The sequence below is a fragment of the Streptomyces sp. CA2R106 genome (assembly GCF_037034245.1).
Lineage (GTDB): Bacteria > Actinomycetota > Actinomycetes > Streptomycetales > Streptomycetaceae > Actinacidiphila.
The window spans coordinates 1-17554 of the sequence record NZ_JBAGKC010000001.1 but is presented as its reverse complement, the minus strand read 5'-3'; the positions used below and the strand labels follow the sequence as shown (position 1 = coordinate 17554).

Here is a 17554-nt window from a genome sequence, read left to right as displayed (position 1 = left end):
TCGGTCGTACGGGTCGGGTCGGCGCGGGCTCACGGCCGGCGGAGCGCGTCGGCGGCGTCGGCGCCACCGGCCAGCTCGACCTCCAGCAGCTGCTTGCCGAGCAGCTCGGGGTCGGGCAGCTCCATCGGGTACTCGCCGTCGAAGCAGGCCCGGCACAGGTTGGGCTTGGCGATCGTGGTCGCCTCGACCATCGCGTCGATCGAGATGTACGCCAGCGAGTCCGCGCCCAGCGACTGCCCGATCTCCTCGACGCTCATGCCGTTGGCGATCAGCTCGGCGCGGGTGGCGAAGTCGATGCCGAAGAAGCAGGGCCACTTCACCGGCGGCGAGGAGATCCGCACGTGCACCTCGGCGGCGCCGGCCTCGCGGAGCATCCGGACGAGCGCGCGCTGCGTGTTGCCGCGGACGATCGAGTCGTCCACCACGACCAGCCGCTTGCCGCGGATGACCTCCTTGAGCGGATTGAGCTTCAGCCGGATGCCGAGCTGCCGGATCGTCTGCGACGGCTGGATGAAGGTCCGGCCGACGTAGGAGTTCTTCACCAGGCCGGAGCCGTACGGGATGCCGCTGGCCTCCGCGTAGCCGACCGCGGCCGGCGTGCCGGACTCCGGGGTCGGTATCACCAGGTCGGCCTCGACCGGGGCCTCGGCGGCCAGCCGGCGGCCCATCTCGACCCGGGACAGGTAGACGTTGCGGCCGGCGATGTCGGTGTCGGGGCGGGCGAGGTAGACGTACTCGAAGACGCAGCCCTTGGGGCGGGCCGCGGCGAAGCGGGAGGAGCGCAGCCCCTGCTCGTCGACCGCGATCAGCTCGCCGGGCTCGATCTCCCGGACGAAGGTGGCGCCGCAGATGTCCAGGGCGGCGCTCTCCGAGGCCACCACCCAGCCGCGCTCCAGCCGGCCCAGCACCAGCGGGCGGATGCCCTGCGGGTCGCGGGCCGCGTACAGCGTGTGCTCGTCCATGTAGACGAGGCTGAAAGCACCCTTGATCTTCGGCAGCACCTGTGGTGCCGCGTCCTCGACCGACAGCGGGGTGCCGTCCTCGCCGACCTGGCCCGCCAGCAGGGCGGTGATCAGGTCGGTGTCGTTGGTCGCCGCGACCTTCGTGGCCCGTCCGGGCCCCTGCGGCAGCGCGGCCACCATCTCGGCCAGCTCGGCGGTGTTCACCAGGTTGCCGTTGTGGCCGAGCGCGATCGAGCCGTGCGCGGTCGCGCGGAAGGTGGGCTGCGCGTTCTCCCACACGGACGCGCCGGTGGTCGAGTAGCGGGCGTGGCCGACGGCGATGTGGCCGGTCAGCGAGCCGAGGGAGGTCTCGTCGAAGACCTGGGAGACCAGGCCCATGTCCTTGAAGACCAGGATCTGGGAGCCGTTGCTCACTGCGATGCCCGCGGACTCCTGTCCGCGGTGCTGCAGGGCGTACAGCCCGAAGTAGGTGAGTTTGGCGACCTCTTCTCCCGGGGCCCAGACACCGAAGACGCCGCAGGCGTCCTGGGGGCCCTTCTCACCGGGGAGCAGGTCGTGGCTGAGTCGTCCGTCACCACGAGGCACGTTCTCGAGTCTAGAGCAGGAATGCCCCTCATCCGAACGGACGAACCTTCATTTCCTCGGGTCTACGCGCGTCATCCCTTACGCCGCAAGCAATGTGATGTTCACCGTACGCCCTCCCGGCGACCGCGCCCCAACGTCTCTTTCCAGCCACCCGCCCCTCGGTGAACCAGCGCCAGGGGCGCGAGGAACCGCGCGACAAGCCCCCCCCCCACCGGCAGGCGACCCCCCAACCCACAGAACCAGGCAACCCCCGGGGGCAAAGGGGCGCGAGGAACTGCGCGACAAGCCCCCCACCGGCAGGTGGCCCCGCGACCGGCAGGACGAGGCAGCCCGGGGGGTGCGGCCCGCCCCGCCGGAGGCACTACCCCAGGACGGGGAGGTACGGCGCGAGGTCGGCCCGTTCGCCGGAGGCGGAGACGCGGGCGGCGTCCACCTCGTCCGCGAAGCCCGCCCGCCCCGCCGCCAGCCGCAGCCAGGTCATGGGGTCGGTCTCGACGACGTTCGGCGGTGTCCCGCGGGTGTGCCGCGGCCCCTCCACGCACTGCACGGCCGCATACGGCGGCACCCGCACCTCCACCGCGTTCCCGGGCGCCTTCGCGGCCAGCGCGTCCGCCAGCACCCGCACCGCCCCGGCGACCGCGTGCCGGTCGAACCCGACCTCGACCCCGGCGGCCCGCGCCAGGTCGTCACTGTGCACGACCAGCTCCACCAACCGCGTCACCAGGAAGTCGGCCGCCCGCATCGCGCCGAAGGGGCTCGGCACGAGCCGGTCGCTCCCGGTCGCCTCGTCCGCCAGCGCCGCCAGCCGGTCCGCCGCGGTGTCGAGCGCGGCGAGCGGATCGGCGGTCCGCGCCTCCTCCGCCCGGGTGAACGCGTCCAGCTCCGCCGCGATCCCGGCGGTGGACAGCGCCCAGGTGTCCAGGCCCACCGTCCTCGCCCCGGCCGGCGGCGGCTCCTCGTCGAGCAGCACCCCCACGGCCTCCACCTGCCGCACCATGTGCACCACCAGCAGCCGCACGTCCCAACCCGGCAGCCCCGACGGCCACTTCCACTGCTCCCCGGTCAACCCGCGCACCGCCACCCGCACATGGCCCACCTGCGCACCCAACGCCCGCCACGTCCGCGCGGGGTCGTACGTACGAACACGGCGGCGGCTCTCACTCGGGCTCGGCATACCCCCGAGCTTAGCTTTCGGGCGCCGAGGCCCAGGTCAGCAATTGCTGGGTGTCCAGCTTGATCCCGACCGGCTCGGGCAACAACACGACCTTGCCGAACGGGATGAGGTACTGCTCGTGGTACTCCCCCGCCGCCGGTTCGCTGTAGACCTTCGTGGCACGGGCATCTCGGTCGATCAGCAGGTAGACAGGAATGCCGGACTCGGCGTACGCACGCGGCTTGTCGAACCGATCGCGCTGCTCGGTGTCACGGTCGTAGGACGTGACCTCAAGGACCATCAGCACGCCATCGGGGTCAACCCACTCTCCACTCTGCCCCACGAAGTTCGCGACCGGCGCGAGTACGCCGTCAGGGATGGCCCTGCCTTCCCGGTACGTCTCGATCCGCAGCCCTTGTCCGATGTGAAGATCCCACTGCGGCTTCTGCTGCATGCACTGCCGAAGCAGCCACATCGTGATCGCCGTGTGAACCGCGTCCGGCACTGTCTTGAACCCCAACTTTCCGCCGATGAACTCAAGGCGGAGACCCTCGACGTCACGGGCCGCGTCGGCAGCAATGATCTCGAACTCCTCAGGTCGGAGTTCCCCTTGCACCCGCGCTCGCGGCCGGTCATCCACGGCGGTCACCCTGTACCTCCCTGTGCCCGGATTCTCACGCTCGGCTTCTGATCGTATAGACGTCCATCAGCCGAACGTGACCACGCGGCCACGCTCACGTATGTCCATTCACCTGGACAACGAGCGTAGCCGCGCGGGTCGCGGAGCGTGGGGCGGTCGGCCCCGGGTCAGCCCTGGCGGGGCCGCTCGAAGGTGATGAGCAGGCCGTCGACAGCGCCGGGGCCGATCCGGCCCTTCACGTCGCCGGACGTGATGTCCTTCAGCACCCAGCCGTCCTCGGCGTGCTTGTTGAGCGTCTTCTCCAGCTTGTCGCTGTCGAGCGCGTCCCCGATCAGCGCTTCGCGGAAGGTGACGACCTTGTACTCGTACATGTACGGCCTCTCTCGGTGGTGCGGAACGCCATGCCCCGTCACCCCCTGCTGACGCCCCACCCCCACCCAAAGGTTCCCTCCCCGGCGCCGGGGGTCAGGCGAGTCCGGGAGCCGCAGTGCGGGCCGTCCGCGCACCTCGCCCGGCCCGGCGTCCGACGGCGGAATCAGATAGTCTGATTCCATGAAGCTAATGACCGCCACCGAAGCCTCGCGGAACTTCGCCTCAATCCTGGATGCCGCGGAGCACGGCGAGACCATCGTGATCACCAGGGCCGGACGCCGCCTCGCCCAGATCGGGCCCGCCAGCGCGGGGAACGGCGCCGCGCTCAACGAAATCCTCACGACCCTCCCGACGGACGACGCGTTCGCCGCCGACGTGGCCGCGGCCCGAGAGCTGCTGACCGACGAGATGACGGCAACGTGGCCCGACGCCTGATCCTCGACACCGGTGTGCTGATCGGCATCGAGCGCACCGGCACCCCTGTCACCTTCGCCGACGACGATGACGTCGCCATCGCCGCGGTGAGCGCGGCCGAGTTGCTCCTCGGTGTCGAACTCGCCGACGAGGTCCGCCGCCAGCCGCGCGAGGACTTCGTCACGGCCGTGCTCGCGGTCGTACCGGTCGAGGAATACGGCCTCGATGTCGCCCGGGTCCACGCCCGCCTGCTGGCGCACGTACGGCGAGCGGGCAAGCCGCGCGGAGCGCATGACCTGATCATCGCCGCCACAGCGGCAGCCACCGCCCGGGCCGTGGTGACGCGCGACCGCAAAGCGGCATTCGCCGACCTGCCCGGGGTACGGATCGCGGATCTGACGCCCTGAGCGGTCCGCGCCGCGCAAAGGGGCGCCCCGCCGGAAGACCGGCGGGGCGCCCCTTTTACCGCGGATACGACGGACCCTCAGGCGAGGAGCTGCGGGATGGCCGTGTGGTGGGCCTCGGAGAGCTCTTCGAGGGGGATCTCGAACTCGCCCTGGACCTCCAGGGCCTGCCCGTCGACCACACCGACGCGGGTGGCCGGCAGGCCCCGCGCACCGCACATGTCGGTGAACCGGAGCTCCTCGGAGCGCGGCACCGCGACCAGCGCACGGCCGGCGGACTCGGAGAGCAGGAAGGTGAACGCCGACAGGCCGTCGGGGACGACCAGGCGCGCCCCGTGCCCGCCGCGCAGGCAGGACTCGGTGACCGCGGCGAGCAGCCCGCCGTCGGACAGGTCGTGGGCAGCGTCGACCATGCCGTCCCGCGACGCGGAGATCAGGATCTCGCCGAGCAGCCGCTCCCGCTCCAGGTCCACCGCCGGCGGCAGCCCGCCGAGGTGGTCGTGCACGACCTGCGACCAGACCGAGCCGCCGAACTCCTCCCGGGTCTCCCCGAGCAGGTAGAGCAGGTGGCCCTCGTCGGCGAACGCCATCGGAGTGCGGCGCGCCACGTCGTCGATCACGCCGAGCACCGCGACGACCGGGGTGGGGTGGATGGCCGCCTCACCGGTCTGGTTGTAGAGCGAGACATTGCCGCCGGTGACCGGCGTGCCGAGCTGGAGGCAGCCGTCGGCCAGCCCGCGGATCGCCTCCACGAACTGCCACATCACGTCCGGGTCCTCGGGCGACCCGAAGTTCAGGCAGTCCGAGATCGCCAGCGGCTTCGCGCCGGTCGCCGCCACGTTGCGGTACGCCTCCGCGAGCGCGAGCTGCGCACCGGTGTACGGGTCGAGCTTCGTGTAGCGGCCGTTGCCGTCGGTGGCGATGGCGACGCCGAGACCGGTCTCCTCGTTGACCCGGATCATGCCCGCGTCCTCGGGCTGGGCCAGCACCGTGTTGCCCTGCACGAACCGGTCGTACTGGTCGGTGACCCACGCCTTCGAGGCGACGTTCGGCGAGGAGAGCACCCGCAGCGCCTGCGCGCGCAGCTCCGCACCGGTTTCCGGGCGGGCCAGCGCACCGGCGTCGTCCGCCTGGAGCGCGTCCTGCCAGGACGGCCGGGCGTACGGGCGCTCGTACGTCGGACCCTCGTGCGCGACCGTACGCGGGTCCACGTCGACGATCTTCTCGCCGTGCCAGAAGATCTCCAGCCGGTCCCCGTCGGTGACCTCGCCGACGACGGTGGCGATGACGTCCCACTTCTCGCAGATCGCCAGGAAGCGTTCGACCTTCGCCGGCTCCACCACCGCGCACATCCGCTCCTGCGACTCGCTCATGAGGATCTCCTCGGGCGAGAGCGTGGAGTCGCGCAGCGGTACGTCGTCCAGTTCGACGCGCATGCCGCCGGAGCCGTTGGAGGCCAGCTCGCTGGTGGCGCAGGACAGGCCCGCCGCCCCCAGGTCCTGGATGCCGACCACCAGTTTCTCGGCGAACGCCTCCAGGGTGCACTCGATCAGCAGCTTCTCCTGGAACGGGTCGCCGACCTGCACCGCCGGCCGCTTGCTCGGCTTGGTGGCGTCGAACGTCTCCGAGGCGAGGATCGAGGCGCCGCCGATGCCGTCGCCGCCGGTCCTGGCGCCGTACAGGATCACCTTGTTGCCGGCGCCGGACGCCTTGGCGAGGTGGATGTCCTCATGCCGCATCACGCCGATCGCGCCCGCGTTCACCAACGGGTTGCCCTGGTAGCAGGCGTCGAAGACCAGCTCGCCGCCGATGTTCGGCAGGCCCAGGCAGTTGCCGTAGCCGCCGATGCCCGCGACCACGCCGGGCAGCACCCGCTTGGTGTCGGGGTGGTCGGCCGCGCCCATCCGCAGCGGGTCCACCACGGCGACCGGCCGCGCGCCCATCGCGATGATGTCGCGCACGATGCCGCCGACCCCGGTGGCCGCGCCCTGGTAGGGCTCGACGTACGACGGGTGGTTGTGCGACTCGACCTTGAAGGTGACCGCGTAGCCCTCGCCGACGTCGACCACGCCGGCGTTCTCGCCGATGCCGACGAGCAGCGCGTCGGTCTGCGGGGCCTTGGCGCCGAACTGCTTCAGGTGCACCTTGCTCGACTTGTACGAGCAGTGCTCCGACCACATCACCGAGTACATCGCCAGCTCGGCCCCGGTCGGACGGCGCCCCAGGATCTCCCGGACCCGCAGGTACTCGTCCTCCTTGAGACCGAGCGCCTTCCACGGCAGCTCCACCTCAGGCGTCTGCTCGGCATGCTGGACTGTATCGAGACTCACGCGCCTACCAACTTCTTGAGTACCGAGGTGAAGAAGCCCAGCCCGTCGGTGCGGCCGGTGCCGATCAGCGACTCGACCGCGTGCTCCGGGTGCGGCATGAGGCCGACCACGTTGCCGGCCGCGTTGGTGATCCCGGCGATGTCGCGCTGCGAACCGTTCGGGTTGCCGTAGCCGTCCGCGGCGGGGCCGTCGGTGGCGTAGCGGAAGACCACCCGGCCCTCGGCCTCCAGCTCGTCGAGCACGCGCTCGTCCGCGGTGTAGCGGCCGTCGATGTTCTTCAGCGGGATGGAGATCTCCTGGCCCGCCGCGTAGTCCGCGGTCCACGCGGTGCCGCTGGTCTCGACCCGCAGTTTCTGGTCGCGGCAGACGAAGTGCAGCTCGGTGTTGCGCAGCATCGCGCCGGGCAGCAGGTGGGCCTCGGTGAGCACCTGGAAACCGTTGCAGATCCCCAGGACGGGCATTCCGGCCCGCGCCTGCTCGATGACCGACTCCATCACCGGCGAGAAACGGGAGATCGCCCCCGCCCGCAGATAGTCGCCGTAACTGAACCCGCCGGGCAGGACCACCGCGTCGACCTGCTTCAGGTCCTTCTCGCGGTGCCACAGCGGGACCGCCTCGGCGCCCGCCACGCGCACGGCGCGCTGGGTGTCGCGGTCGTCAAGGGTCCCGGGAAATGTGACGACACCAATGCGTGCAGTCACGACTCCACCTTTACGGTGAAGTCCTCGATCACGGTGTTGGCGAGAAAGGTTTCCGCCAACTGCCGAATACGGGCGAGCGCTGCGTCGTCGACGGGACCGTCGACCTCCAGTTCAAAGCGCTTTCCCTGACGGACGTCGGAGATCCCGTCGAAGCCGAGCCGGGGCAGCGCGCGCTGTACGGCCTGGCCCTGGGGGTCGAGGATCTCCGGCTTGAGCATGACGTCGACGACGACGCGTGCCACTGGCACTCCCGATGGTGTGGTGCGTGAGGTTCTCTCAGCCTACCGGGTGAGGAAATCTACGCGAGTAGATATACCGCAACGTGACATCGGTCGCAGATCGCCGATCACGTTTGGATATCGGCTGACGAAATACCTGGGTTACCTGGCGGCGGAAAACATAGGGTCCCGGAAGCGAAGAGGCTTGCGGCGTGGATGCAGCGGGAATTAACAGCAGTAACGGGTAACCCCACCGCCCCATTCCCCCCTCGGGCGCCCCGGTCGCGGACCCCGCCAGGGTCCGCCCCCGACGCGACCGCAGGCAGCCGGCTCGAGAAAGGACCGATCCCGATGGCGCAGCGCGTACTGGTCACCCTGGCCGACGATCTCGACGGCGGCACCGCCGAGGAGACCATCGCCTTCGGCGTGGACGGCCAGTGGTACGAGATCGACCTCTCGACGCAGAACGCGGACAGACTGCGCCGGGAACTCGCTCCGTACGTCGAGGCCGGCCGCCGCCGCACCCTCTCCGGACACGCCTACAAGCGCACCCCGATCGCCCCCACCCCGGCGACCGTCCGCGCCTGGGCGCAGTCGAACGGGTTCGAGGTGCCCGCCCGCGGCCGTATCCCCAAGAAGGTCTACGAGGCGTTCAACAAGGCGAGTTGAGCCGCCGGGCGGTCCGCCGGCCCGGAGCGGCGGCCCCGGCCGCCGCTTCCCAACGCCCGTTCGCCGCGCGGGCGGTGTCGATTGGACAGGCCCCCCGGGTCGTCCGCTAATCTAAGGGCACACCGCAGGACGGGGCCGAAAAGCCCAGGTCAGCGGAGGTCACGCGGGTGTAGCTCAGTAGTAGAGCGCCCCCCTTCCAGGGGGGAGGCGCAGTGTGCGATCCCTGTCACCCGCTCTGATCACCGGCTCGTTCGGCCCACTGGGCCGATCGGGTACAGTGGTCGCAGCACCTGCGGACGTGGCTCAGTTGGTAGAGCATCACCTTGCCAAGGTGAGGGTCGCGAGTTCGAATCTCGTCGTCCGCTCCAAGGGAGAGCCCCGGATCGATCACCGGTCCGGGGCTCTCTGCTGTGCAGGGCCCCCGGGTGCGACGGTCCGGTGTGCGGTCGGAAACCGTTTTTCCGCTGCCCTGGCGGATCGGGTAGAGTGTGGACACGCCCTGCGGACGTGGCTCAGTTGGTAGAGCATCACCTTGCCAAGGTGAGGGTCGCGAGTTCGAATCTCGTCGTCCGCTCCAGCAGGAGGAAGGCCCCGGTCGGTTCGACCGGGGCCTTCGTCGTACGCTCGGCCGACTCGGCGGCGCGGGGACCTCAGCGGCGCGGCAGCCGCGCGGTCAGCGCGTAGAAGCGGGTGACCTGCGTGGAGCCCGCGTTGTCGTCGCTGACCAGCATCAGGCGCAGCCCGCCGCCCGCGGTGTGCCCGGTGACGGCCACGCCCTCGATGTTGTCCAGCAGCGGGTTCGGCTGGGCCTGCTTGGCGGTGGCGCCCAGCGACGGGCAGGAGCCGATGTCGGCGAGCAGCGTCTTCGGCATGACCTTGACGCTCTTCTGCCCGGTCAGGTCGGTGACGCGGCTGACATCGGTGGCGCGGGACGGGTCGGCCAGGTAGAGCCGCACGGTGTTGCCGTAGCCCGAGGTGTAGCCGCGCTCCAGCACCAGCAGCCGGCCGTCACCGGTGGGCGCGATGTCGGAGACCCCGAGCAGGGTGCCGTTGGGGTCGGTGTCGACCTGGTACGCCAGCTGCCGGCCGAGCGCGAAGTCCTGGCCGTTGCCCTTGCGCTGCCAGGTCTGGAAGCGCACCAGGTCGGAGTTGTCGCCGGACAGCGCGCCCTCCATGGACGCCACCAGGGTGCGGCCGCCGGGCTGGAGCGCCAGACCCTCGAAGGTCAGGTTGGAGGTGGCCCGCCCGGCGGGGGCGACCTCGAGCGCGCCGGGTACCGGCAGGCTGCCGAGTATCGTCGCCCCGTCCCGGCTGTAGCGGCGGATCGACGGCTCGGTCTCGGAGGTGATCAGCCGGGTGCCGTCCCGGTCCACGACCAGGGCCTCGGAGTCCAGCTCCTTGCCGTTCTCGTCGGCGAGCTGCACCACCTTCTGCGGGGTGAGGTCGTCCAGCGTGTGGCCGCTCAGCGTGAACAGCGAGGAGCGGTCGGACAGCGCGTCCAGGGTGCCGTGCGCGTCCATCGCGAGCGCGGAGAAGTTGCCGACGAAGGTGCCGTCGAAGGTCGTCTTGTCCAGGGCGTCGGAGTAGCCGTCGATGCCGACGTTCGCCGAGCAGGTGCCCGCCGCCGGCTGCCCCGGACGGCCGGCCGGTCCGCCGCCGTGGGCCTGGGCGGTGCCCGCGCCGCCGAGGCAGGCGAGCGCGGTCAACAGGACGGTCGGGGCGGCGAGAAGAGCCTTCGTGCGCACAGGTGACACTCCACGTTCGGTGGCAGGAGTCATTACGCCGCACGATTCTGCACGACCTTGCGGGCCGCGGGGTGAAACGGAGCACGACGAGCAGCCGAACGCCCGCGGCAGGCCGCCGTGCGCCGCCGCGGGTGCGGGCGGTGGCGCACGGCCTCGCACCGCTACGACCAGGGCAGGCCGGTCAGCCGCTCGTACGCCTCGAGGTAACGGGCGCGGGACTGCTCGACGATGTCCTGCGGCAGCTCCGGCGGGGGCAGCTGACCGTGCCGGTCCCACCCGGACGCGTCCGAGGTGAGCCAGTCCCGGATGAACTGCTTGTCGTACGAGGGCTGGGCGTGGCCGGGCTCCCAGCCGTCCGCGGGCCAGAACCGGGAGGAGTCCGGGGTCAGCACCTCGTCGGCGAGCACCAGGGGCGCGCTGCCGTCCTGGGCCGCGGCGCCGTCGTCGTAGCCGAACTCGAACTTCGTGTCCGCGAGGATCAGTCCGCGCTCGGCGGCGATGTCCCGGGCCCGGGTGTACACCGCGAGCGTGTTCTGCCGCAGCAGCGCCGCGGTCTCCGCGCCGACCTGCCGGGCCACCTCCTCGTACGACACGTTCTCGTCGTGCTCGCCGACCGCGGCCTTGGTCGCCGGGGTGAAGATCGGTGCGGGCAGCTGCGAGCCGTCCACCAGGCCCTCGGGCAGCGCGACCCCGCAGACGGTGCGGCTGCGCTCGTACTCGGCCAGGCCGGAGCCGGTCAGGTAGCCGCGGGCCACCGCCTCGACCGGGACCATCCGCAGCGACCGGCAGACCATGGTGCGCCCGGCCCAGTCGGCGGGGGCGCCCGCGGGCACCTCGGTGGAGACCACGTGGTTGGGCGCCAGGTCGGCGAGCTGGTCGAACCACCACAGGGACAGCCGGGTCAGCACCCGGCCCTTGTCCGGGATGAGGCTGGGCAGCACCCAGTCGTAGGCGGAGGTGCGGTCGCTGGCCACCATCACCAGGTCGCCGGCCTCGTTCCGGTACAGGTCCCGGACCTTCCCGGTGTGCAGGTGGGTCAGGCCCGGCACCTGTGCGGGCTCGGGCTTGTCGACGAATCCGGGCATGTGCGGGTCCTCCCCAGTCGGTGGCTCGGCTCCGATTCTCGCCTACGGGGGCGGCCGCGGCGCGCGAGGGCCCGCCCGGCCGGGCAGGTCCGGAGTGGCAGGTCCGGGTGGCGGGGGGCCGGGGGCGGGCCGGGGGCGGCGGCCGGTCCCCCGTGCGGAACGGGGTCAGTCCCGCTTGCAGATCCGGTCGAGCAGGTTCGCGGTCGCCCGCTGCACCCGCGCGTCCACATGGCCGGGCCGGTCCAGCGCGGGCGACCAGGCGAAGGTGCCGGACGCGAAGACGTACGCCCCGCTGGGCGCGCGGTACAGCGACGTCTCCTGGTGGCACATCCGGCCGTCGGTCGCCTCGTACGGGGAGTGCGCGAGCAGGATGCGCTCGGTGGAGTCCGGCAGCGGGACCCGCGGGAAGTAGCGGTCGGCCTCGCCCGCGACGAGCCCGGGGATCTCGGTGCCCTCGGTCGCGCCGGTGGCCTCCCACAGCCAGTGGTCGGCGTTGCGCACCACCAGCGGCGCGGGCTGCGGGACCCGGCCGGCGTACTGCACCCCGATCAGCAGCTGCTCCGGCTCGCCCTGGTCGCGCCACAGCGCGGTCCGGCCCTTCGCCGCCTCGCCCTGGCCGCCCTCGCCGCGGCGCTTGCGGCAGGTCAGCAGGCGGTCCGGGCCGCCGTCCGCGGCCGGGGCCAGCTCCACCTGCCAGAACATGGTGTTCGCCGAGAGGAAGACCAGCGAGGTGCCGCCCTCCCGGGCCTGCTCGGCCGCCCGGCGCATCGGGGTGGACCAGTACTCGTCGTGCCCGGGGAAGACCAGCGCCCGGTAGCGGTCGGGGGCGATCCGGCCCGCGTGCAGATCGCGGGCGTCGGCGTACGCCAGGTCGTAGCCATAGCGCTCGGCGAACCGGACGAAGTCGTAGGCGTGGCCGATGTGCAGGGGCAGGCCCGCGCCCGCATAGGGGCGGTCGAAGGAGACGGTGGTCGCCGCCTCCTCCTCGCCGAGCAGCCGCCCCTCGTCGTCCCACGCGTGGTACAGGCTCGCGCCGGTCCGGCCGTCCTCCGGATAGAGGTTGTACGCCTGCCAGGTGATGTCCGGCAGCAGGAGCAGCAGATCGGCCGGGGCCTCCAGATCCCGCACGGTGAACGGCACATGGCTGCGGTAGCCGTCGGCGGTGGTGAGCACCGCGACATAGGCGCCGGTCTTCCAGTACGGCGGGATGTGCAGCCGCCACGACTGCCACCAGTGGTGGCAGGAGACGGTGCGGCCCGCCACCAGCGGGGCGGGCTGCGCGATGCCGGACAGCCGCGGGCTCGCGGTGACCTGGGCGGCGCCGTCGCCTCCGTAGTGGCCGATCCGGTAGACGTCGACGGTGAACTCCTGCGGCGGGTCCACGGTGATCCTGAAGTCGATCGCCTCGCCGGGCGCCGCGGCCGACTGGGCGGCGAACCCCTTGATCTGCCGGCGCACGTCGTCCGCGGTGCGCGGGCCCGGCAGGTGCGGTTTGCGCGGCGCTTTCCCGTTGCTCGCGGCGAGGTCCACGTACCAGGGCACCACGCGGCCGTCGTCGCCCGGGTACTGGGGTTCTCCCGTCAGCCACGGAAGCGGGCCCTGGCCGAACGGGTCCGAGACCCCGTGCGCCAGCGCGCCCGACTCCCAGCGTCGTACTTCCCCCACGACATCGCCTCCCGCGTCTGCGCTCCGCGCGGTGCAACCGTGCGGTGTGCTCACGCTCAGCACATCACACATTGCAGCGCGTCAGTCACGTTTCGTAGAGTTTCCCTTTTTCGTGTGGTGTACGGCCTCGCCGGGGTTCCGCCGGGGTTCCACCAGGGCTCTGCCGCTACGGCAGCCGCAAGGGCTTGGTGGGGCGGATCGGGGTGGAGGTCAGCCACTCGTGCAGCGGGCTGGGGTCGCCGGACTCGACGAGGTGGAGGACGGCCGAGCTGAGCTCGGTGCGGCGCACACCGGCGAGGCGCAGCGCGGGGCCGTCGAGCCAGTCGAGCCCGGCGCCGGCGCCGGCGGTGTCGACGGCGGCGCAGCAGACCACGGCGACGACGTGGTCGGCGAGGAGTTCCCGCCCGGTGCGCTCGGGCACGAGCGGGTAGGCGGTGGCGGGCTCCGCGTACGGCCCGGGGGGCGGTGCGGCGGCGAGCCGGGCGGCGACGGCTTCGCCCTCGTGGCCGCCGGGCACGGCGAGCCGGTCGATCACCCGCTCCAGGGTCACCGCGCCGAAGGGCGCCTCGTCCTCCCCGCCGACCAGCAGGGCGCGCCCCGCGGCGGCCGGGAACGACCGCGCGGCAGCGGGCTCGACGGAGGGCCGCATCTCGTCGATGACGCGTATGAGGCGGCCGGCCTCCTCCCGCCAGAGCCGCTCGACGACCTCCGCCGGGTAGCGGGCCCAGCTCACCGGCTCCCAGCCGGGCCGGGACCGCTCCGGGCCGCCGTGGAAGATCCGCGCGGCGAGCAGGGAGACCGCCTCGTCCACCGCGCCGGGCTCGTCGAGCAGGTCGCAGGCCGGGCGTTCGCCCAGCCGGGTCTCGAAGCCGTCGGCGAGCCGGTCCCGCCGGGACAGCTCGGTGAGCGCGGCGACGACACCCGCGTGCAGCCGCGACGGCCAGCGGCCGGTACGCCAGGCGGGCAGCGCGACCCGGGTGAGCAGCCGGTCCCAGCCCGCGTAGGCGAGCCCGACCTGCTCCTGGGCGACGATCCGCAGCCCGTAGTCGACGGCCTGGGCGCGCTCGGACGCCGAGGCGGCCACCCCGCGCTCCATCTCCGCCGCATGCCCCCGGCAGGCGCGCAGCAGCAGCCGTACGACTCCGCCGAGGGCGGCGTACAGCGGGCGGCCCAGCACGCCCCGCCCGCCGGTACGGGCCCGGCCCTGCGCGGCGACGGCGGCCGCCGCGTCCAGGCCGCGGACGAAGCGGCGGGCCGCGGATATCTCGGGGTCGGCCGAGGGGGCGGTGCCGGCGACGACGGGAGCGAGCAGCGCGCGCAGCTCGCCGACCCGCATCCACCACATGAACGGCGAGCCGACCACGAGGACCGGCCCGGGGCGCCGCTCGGCGCCCCAGCCGCCGTCCGAGGGCCGATCCTGCCGCTTCTCCTGCTTCTCCCGCTTTTCCTGCTTTTCCTGCTTTTCCCGCCGGCGGTCCTCCAGCCAGCTGTCGCAGTCCGGGGTCAGCTCTATCCCCGAGGGCGGCGGCACCTGGAGGCGGTCGGCCAGGTCGCGCACCATCAGATACAGGTCCGGCGCGGCCGACTCCGCGACCGGCACGGTGGGGCTGACCGCGGGCTCGGCCCGCACGATCACGGCGCCGACCGCCGCGGCCGCGGCGAGCACCAGCACCGCGGCGGCGGTGACGCCCCACCGCACGCCGCTCCACCCGGCCCCCTCGATCCAGCCGGTGGCCGCGCCGACGTGCAGCACCACCGCGGCCGCCGCGGGCAGCAGGGCCACGGCGAGCGCCGACCCGCGCAGCCGCAGGACCGCGCCCGCGCGTGCCCGCGCAGCGGCCTCACCTGCTTCTCCGGCCATCGGCTGGCACCCCCTGCGCTGGCGGTGGCCGCCCCGGTGACGGCCTCTCCCCACTGTCGCACCGCCCACGGACATCGCAATGCCGCGCGGCTGTTTGCCGCAATGCCCCCGGGGTGCGCCTTTCGGGCACCATAGTTGGGCGCCGCCAAGGAGTCAGCCGTATGGCCCACGCATCACTCCTTGGAGTGGCTTTCGCGCGGGGCCTTGCGCTTTTGGGGTGGGGGTGGGGGCGGGGTACGGGGGGCCGTTCGCACGTACCGCTCGGGTCACGTGGGGGCCGTTCTTACGCGGCGCTCGGGGTACGTGCGAGCCGTTCTTACGCGGCGGCACCGCTCAAGCCCCTTTTTTGCCGCCGGTTCACCTCCGGGGGCTTTAACCCGGTGTCGACGGTCGACCGTGCTCGACCCCTCGTTCCTCGGGGACTCCGCGCGCTCTCCCTTTCGACACCGGCGCCCCCTTCGGCTCACCGGCTACCACGGGCTGGCCGGGGGAGGATTGTGGGCGCAATTGGGCGCCCGGACACGGGGCTACTGGTGGGGCGGGGTGGCGGCCTTGGCGGCGATGTCGGTGCGGTGGTGGCTGCCGTCGAGGGTGATGCGGGCGACGCCGCGGTAGGCGCGTTCGCGGGCCTTGGCGAGGGTGGAGCCGGTGGCGGTGACGGACAGGACCCGGCCGCCGGCGGAGACGATTTGGCCGTCCTGGGCCGTACGGGTGCCGGCGTGGAGGACGTAGGCGTGGTCGTCGTGGGCGGCGACGTCGGCGAGGCCGGTGATGGGGTCGCCGGTGCGGGGGGTGTCGGGGTAGTTGTGCGAGGCGATGACGACGGTCACGGCGGCGCCGTCGCTCCAGCGCAGCTCGGGGAGGGTGGCGAGCTGGCCGGTGGCGGCCGCGCGGAGCAGCCCGGCGAGCGGGGTGCGCAGGCGGGCCAGCACGACCTGGGTCTCGGGGTCGCCGAAGCGGGCGTTGAACTCGATGACCCGCACCCCGCGGGAGGTGATCGCCAGGCCGGCGTAGAGCAGCCCGGCGAAGGGGGTGCCGCGGCGGCGCAGTTCGTCGACGGTCGGCTGGAGCACGGTCCGCGCCACCTCGTCGACCAGCTTCGGGTCGGCCCAGGGCAGCGGGGAGTAGGCGCCCATGCCGCCGGTGTTGGGGCCCTCGTCGCCGTCCAGGGCGCGCTTGAAGTCCTGTGCGGGCTGGAGCGGGAGCACCGTCTCGCCGTCGGTCACCGCGAAGAGCGACACCTCGGGGCCGTCGAGGTACTCCTCGATCACCACCCGGTCGCAGGCGAGCGCGTGCGCGCGGGCGACGGCCAGGTCACCGGTGACCACGACGCCCTTGCCCGCGGCGAGCCCGTCGTCCTTGACGACGTACGGGGCGCCGAACGCGTCCAGCGCCGTGTCGATCTCCTCGGGCGTGGTGCAGACGTACGACCGGGCGGTGGGCACCCCGGCGGCGGCCATCACGTCCTTGGCGAACGCCTTGGAGCCCTCCAGCGCGGCGGCCTCGCGGGACGGGCCGAAGCAGTCGACGCCCCGCTCGCGTACGGCGTCGGCGACCCCGGCGACCAGCGGCGCCTCGGGGCCCACCACGACCAGGTCGGCGCCGAGCCGCACAGCGAGGTCGGCGACGGCGGCACCGTCCAGGGCGTCGACCGGGTGCAGCTCGGCGACCTCGGCGATGCCGGCGTTGCCGGGGGCGCAGTGCAGCGAGGTGACCTCGGGGTCGAGGGACAGAGAGCGGCACAGGGCGTGTTCGCGGGCACCGCCGCCGATGACAAGGACCTTCACGCGCACCAGGGTAGTGGGCCCGGCCGGGCCCGGACGCCGTCACTCTTTCGAAGGATCACGACAAGGGCCCCATACCTGATCACGGACCCTTTTCAGGTTGAATTCCGGATATCGGTGCTTCCCTCTCAGCCGTTCGGCGGTAAGAAGAGGGCTTCAACCGGCGCGTGCCGGGGAGTCGTGTGCGCCCGGAACGCCTGGCCGCCGGTCTGCCCGGTACGCAGCGGTCGAGGGAGCACTCGCAGTGAGCCAGCCTGACACGTTTCCCGAGGGGGCGCCCCGCTCCGGGGACCTGCGGGCGCAGCCCTTCCCGCCCGGCGACTGGACCGAGCCCGCCGCGCGCCTCGAAGCGCTCTACCGCTGGGCCGAGGAGAGCGCCCTGCGCACCGCCGACTGGTACCTGCGCGGCCGCCTTCCCAAGCGGCGCGCCGCCCGCGCGCTGCGCCTGGGCACCACCGTCTGCGGTGCGGCCGCCGCCGCCCTCCCCCTCATCGAACTCGCCAGCAGTCAGGGTGCCTTGGCCCGCTGGGGCTATCTCGCCCTCCTCCTCGCCGGCGCCTGTGCCGCCGCCGACCGCCTGCTCGGGCTCACCACCGGATGGATGCGGGACATGGCCACCGCGCAGGCCGTCCAGCGCCGGGTCGACACCTTCCGCTTCGACTGGGCCGCCGAAGGGGTCCGCGAGGTCCTGGGGCCCGCCGAAGGGACCGGCGCCGAAGCGGTCGAACGCTGCCTGGGGGTCCTGCGCGGCTTCTGCGACGACATCGCCGACCTCGTCCGCGTCGAGACCTCCGACTGGATGTCCGCCTTCGGCTCCCCCTGCCCCACGGCCACCCCCGCGCCCCCTTCCCGCCCCGAACCCCGCCCCCGCTCCCCCCGCCCCACCCGCATCACCATGCCCCACCAACGCCCCCCGGAGCCCCCCCGCTTCTAATGTCTCCGGGCACCCACCCTCCCCCCGGCCCA

General features: G+C 72.7%; 16 protein-coding genes and 3 tRNA genes. 7 read left to right on the top strand and 12 right to left on the bottom strand.

The annotated features are described in order from the left end of the window. Positions 1-29: 29 nt before the first annotated feature. From purF to WA788_RS00080, 4 genes are all read right to left on the bottom strand, one after another. Positions 30-1547 (bottom strand): amidophosphoribosyltransferase, encoded by a 1518-nt coding sequence (gene purF, locus WA788_RS00095; RefSeq protein WP_335970239.1) that lies wholly within the window; start codon positions 1545-1547, stop codon positions 30-32. Between the two features lie 361 nt (positions 1548-1908). Then, on the bottom strand, positions 1909-2721 hold the full coding sequence (locus WA788_RS00090) for a maleylpyruvate isomerase family mycothiol-dependent enzyme (protein ID WP_335970237.1): 813 nt from the start codon (positions 2719-2721) through the stop codon (positions 1909-1911). A 10-nt stretch (positions 2722-2731) separates the two neighbouring features. Continuing rightward, positions 2732-3349, bottom strand: a complete 618-nt coding sequence (locus WA788_RS00085) for a Uma2 family endonuclease (protein ID WP_335970235.1) — start codon at positions 3347-3349, stop codon at positions 2732-2734. 158 nt (positions 3350-3507) lie between these two features. Further along, a complete protein-coding gene (locus WA788_RS00080; RefSeq protein ID WP_335970233.1) occupies positions 3508-3711 on the bottom strand; it encodes a DUF4177 domain-containing protein in 204 nt (67 codons plus the stop codon). Between the two features lie 181 nt (positions 3712-3892). Here WA788_RS00080 and WA788_RS00075 point away from each other — a divergent pair, with 181 nt between their 5' ends. After that, on the top strand, positions 3893-4147 hold the full coding sequence (locus WA788_RS00075; RefSeq protein ID WP_335970231.1) for a type II toxin-antitoxin system Phd/YefM family antitoxin: 255 nt from the start codon (positions 3893-3895) through the stop codon (positions 4145-4147). Next, positions 4132-4533: a PIN domain-containing protein gene (locus tag WA788_RS00070; RefSeq protein ID WP_335970228.1), complete on the top strand. Its 402-nt coding sequence runs from the start codon at positions 4132-4134 to the stop codon at positions 4531-4533. The genes WA788_RS00075 and WA788_RS00070 overlap by 16 nt, the downstream gene beginning before the upstream one ends. 77 nt (positions 4534-4610) lie before the next feature. On the opposite strand, the gene purL is transcribed toward WA788_RS00070, so the two are convergent. From purL to purS, 3 genes are read right to left on the bottom strand one after another with little or no spacing between them, the layout of a single operon-like run. Continuing rightward, positions 4611-6860 carry a phosphoribosylformylglycinamidine synthase subunit PurL gene (gene purL / locus WA788_RS00065; RefSeq protein WP_335970226.1) on the bottom strand — a complete coding sequence of 750 codons (2250 nt, stop codon included), beginning with the start codon at positions 6858-6860 and terminating at the stop codon, positions 4611-4613. Beyond that, positions 6857-7561 carry a phosphoribosylformylglycinamidine synthase subunit PurQ gene (gene purQ / locus WA788_RS00060; RefSeq protein ID WP_335970223.1) on the bottom strand — a complete coding sequence of 235 codons (705 nt, stop codon included), beginning with the start codon at positions 7559-7561 and terminating at the stop codon, positions 6857-6859. The genes purL and purQ overlap by 4 nt, the downstream gene beginning before the upstream one ends. Then, positions 7558-7803 carry a phosphoribosylformylglycinamidine synthase subunit PurS gene (gene purS, locus WA788_RS00055; protein WP_335970220.1) on the bottom strand — a complete coding sequence of 82 codons (246 nt, stop codon included), beginning with the start codon at positions 7801-7803 and terminating at the stop codon, positions 7558-7560. The genes purQ and purS overlap by 4 nt, the downstream gene beginning before the upstream one ends. Positions 7804-8130: 327 nt before the next feature. Between purS and WA788_RS00050 the strand changes: the two genes are divergently transcribed. From WA788_RS00050 to WA788_RS00035, 4 genes are all read left to right on the top strand, one after another. Continuing rightward, positions 8131-8448 (top strand): histone-like nucleoid-structuring protein Lsr2, encoded by a 318-nt coding sequence (locus WA788_RS00050; protein ID WP_335970218.1) that lies wholly within the window; start codon positions 8131-8133, stop codon positions 8446-8448. A gap of 163 nt (positions 8449-8611) precedes the next feature. Next, a tRNA-Gly gene (locus WA788_RS00045) sits at positions 8612-8683 on the top strand. A gap of 57 nt (positions 8684-8740) precedes the next feature. Next, positions 8741-8816 (top strand) — tRNA-Gly (locus WA788_RS00040). A gap of 133 nt (positions 8817-8949) precedes the next feature. Then, positions 8950-9025, top strand: a tRNA-Gly gene (locus WA788_RS00035). A 73-nt stretch (positions 9026-9098) separates the two neighbouring features. On the opposite strand, the gene WA788_RS00030 is transcribed toward WA788_RS00035, so the two are convergent. The 5 genes from WA788_RS00030 to purD form a co-directional block, all read right to left on the bottom strand. After that, a complete protein-coding gene (locus tag WA788_RS00030) occupies positions 9099-10193 on the bottom strand; it encodes an esterase-like activity of phytase family protein (protein ID WP_335970217.1) in 1095 nt (364 codons plus the stop codon). Positions 10194-10354: 161 nt separating this feature from the next. After that, positions 10355-11278, bottom strand: coding sequence for a phosphoribosylaminoimidazolesuccinocarboxamide synthase (locus WA788_RS00025; RefSeq protein WP_335970215.1), 924 nt, complete (start codon positions 11276-11278; stop codon positions 10355-10357). A 165-nt stretch (positions 11279-11443) separates the two neighbouring features. Then, the gene (locus WA788_RS00020) at positions 11444-12943 is read right to left on the bottom strand and encodes a N,N-dimethylformamidase beta subunit family domain-containing protein (RefSeq protein WP_335970211.1); all 1500 of its coding nucleotides are present in this window, start codon (positions 12941-12943) and stop codon (positions 11444-11446) included. Between the two features lie 166 nt (positions 12944-13109). After that, on the bottom strand, positions 13110-14804 hold the full coding sequence (locus WA788_RS00015) for a hypothetical protein (protein WP_335970208.1): 1695 nt from the start codon (positions 14802-14804) through the stop codon (positions 13110-13112). 527 nt (positions 14805-15331) lie between these two features. After that, complete coding sequence (gene purD / locus WA788_RS00010; RefSeq protein ID WP_335970206.1) at positions 15332-16591, bottom strand: phosphoribosylamine--glycine ligase; 1260 nt, start codon at positions 16589-16591, stop codon at positions 15332-15334. Between the two features lie 241 nt (positions 16592-16832). Between purD and WA788_RS00005 the strand changes: the two genes are divergently transcribed. After that, positions 16833-17522, top strand: coding sequence for an SLATT domain-containing protein (locus WA788_RS00005; protein ID WP_335970202.1), 690 nt, complete (start codon positions 16833-16835; stop codon positions 17520-17522). Positions 17523-17554: the final 32 nt, after the last annotated feature.

Excerpts from the sequence above, each read along its gene's own strand:
- WA788_RS00090 (WP_335970237.1), bottom strand. The coding sequence starts at position 2,721 with ATGCCGAGCCCGAGTGAGAGCCGCCGCCGTGTTCGTACGTACGACCCC.
- WA788_RS00080 (WP_335970233.1), bottom strand. The coding sequence starts at position 3,711 with ATGTACGAGTACAAGGTCGTCACCTTCCGCGAAGCGCTGATCGGGGAC.
- WA788_RS00075 (WP_335970231.1), top strand. The coding sequence starts at position 3,893 with ATGAAGCTAATGACCGCCACCGAAGCCTCGCGGAACTTCGCCTCAATC.
- WA788_RS00050 (WP_335970218.1), top strand. The coding sequence starts at position 8,131 with ATGGCGCAGCGCGTACTGGTCACCCTGGCCGACGATCTCGACGGCGGC.
- WA788_RS00025 (WP_335970215.1), bottom strand. The coding sequence starts at position 11,278 with ATGCCCGGATTCGTCGACAAGCCCGAGCCCGCACAGGTGCCGGGCCTG.
- WA788_RS00015 (WP_335970208.1), bottom strand. The coding sequence starts at position 14,804 with ATGGCCGGAGAAGCAGGTGAGGCCGCTGCGCGGGCACGCGCGGGCGCG.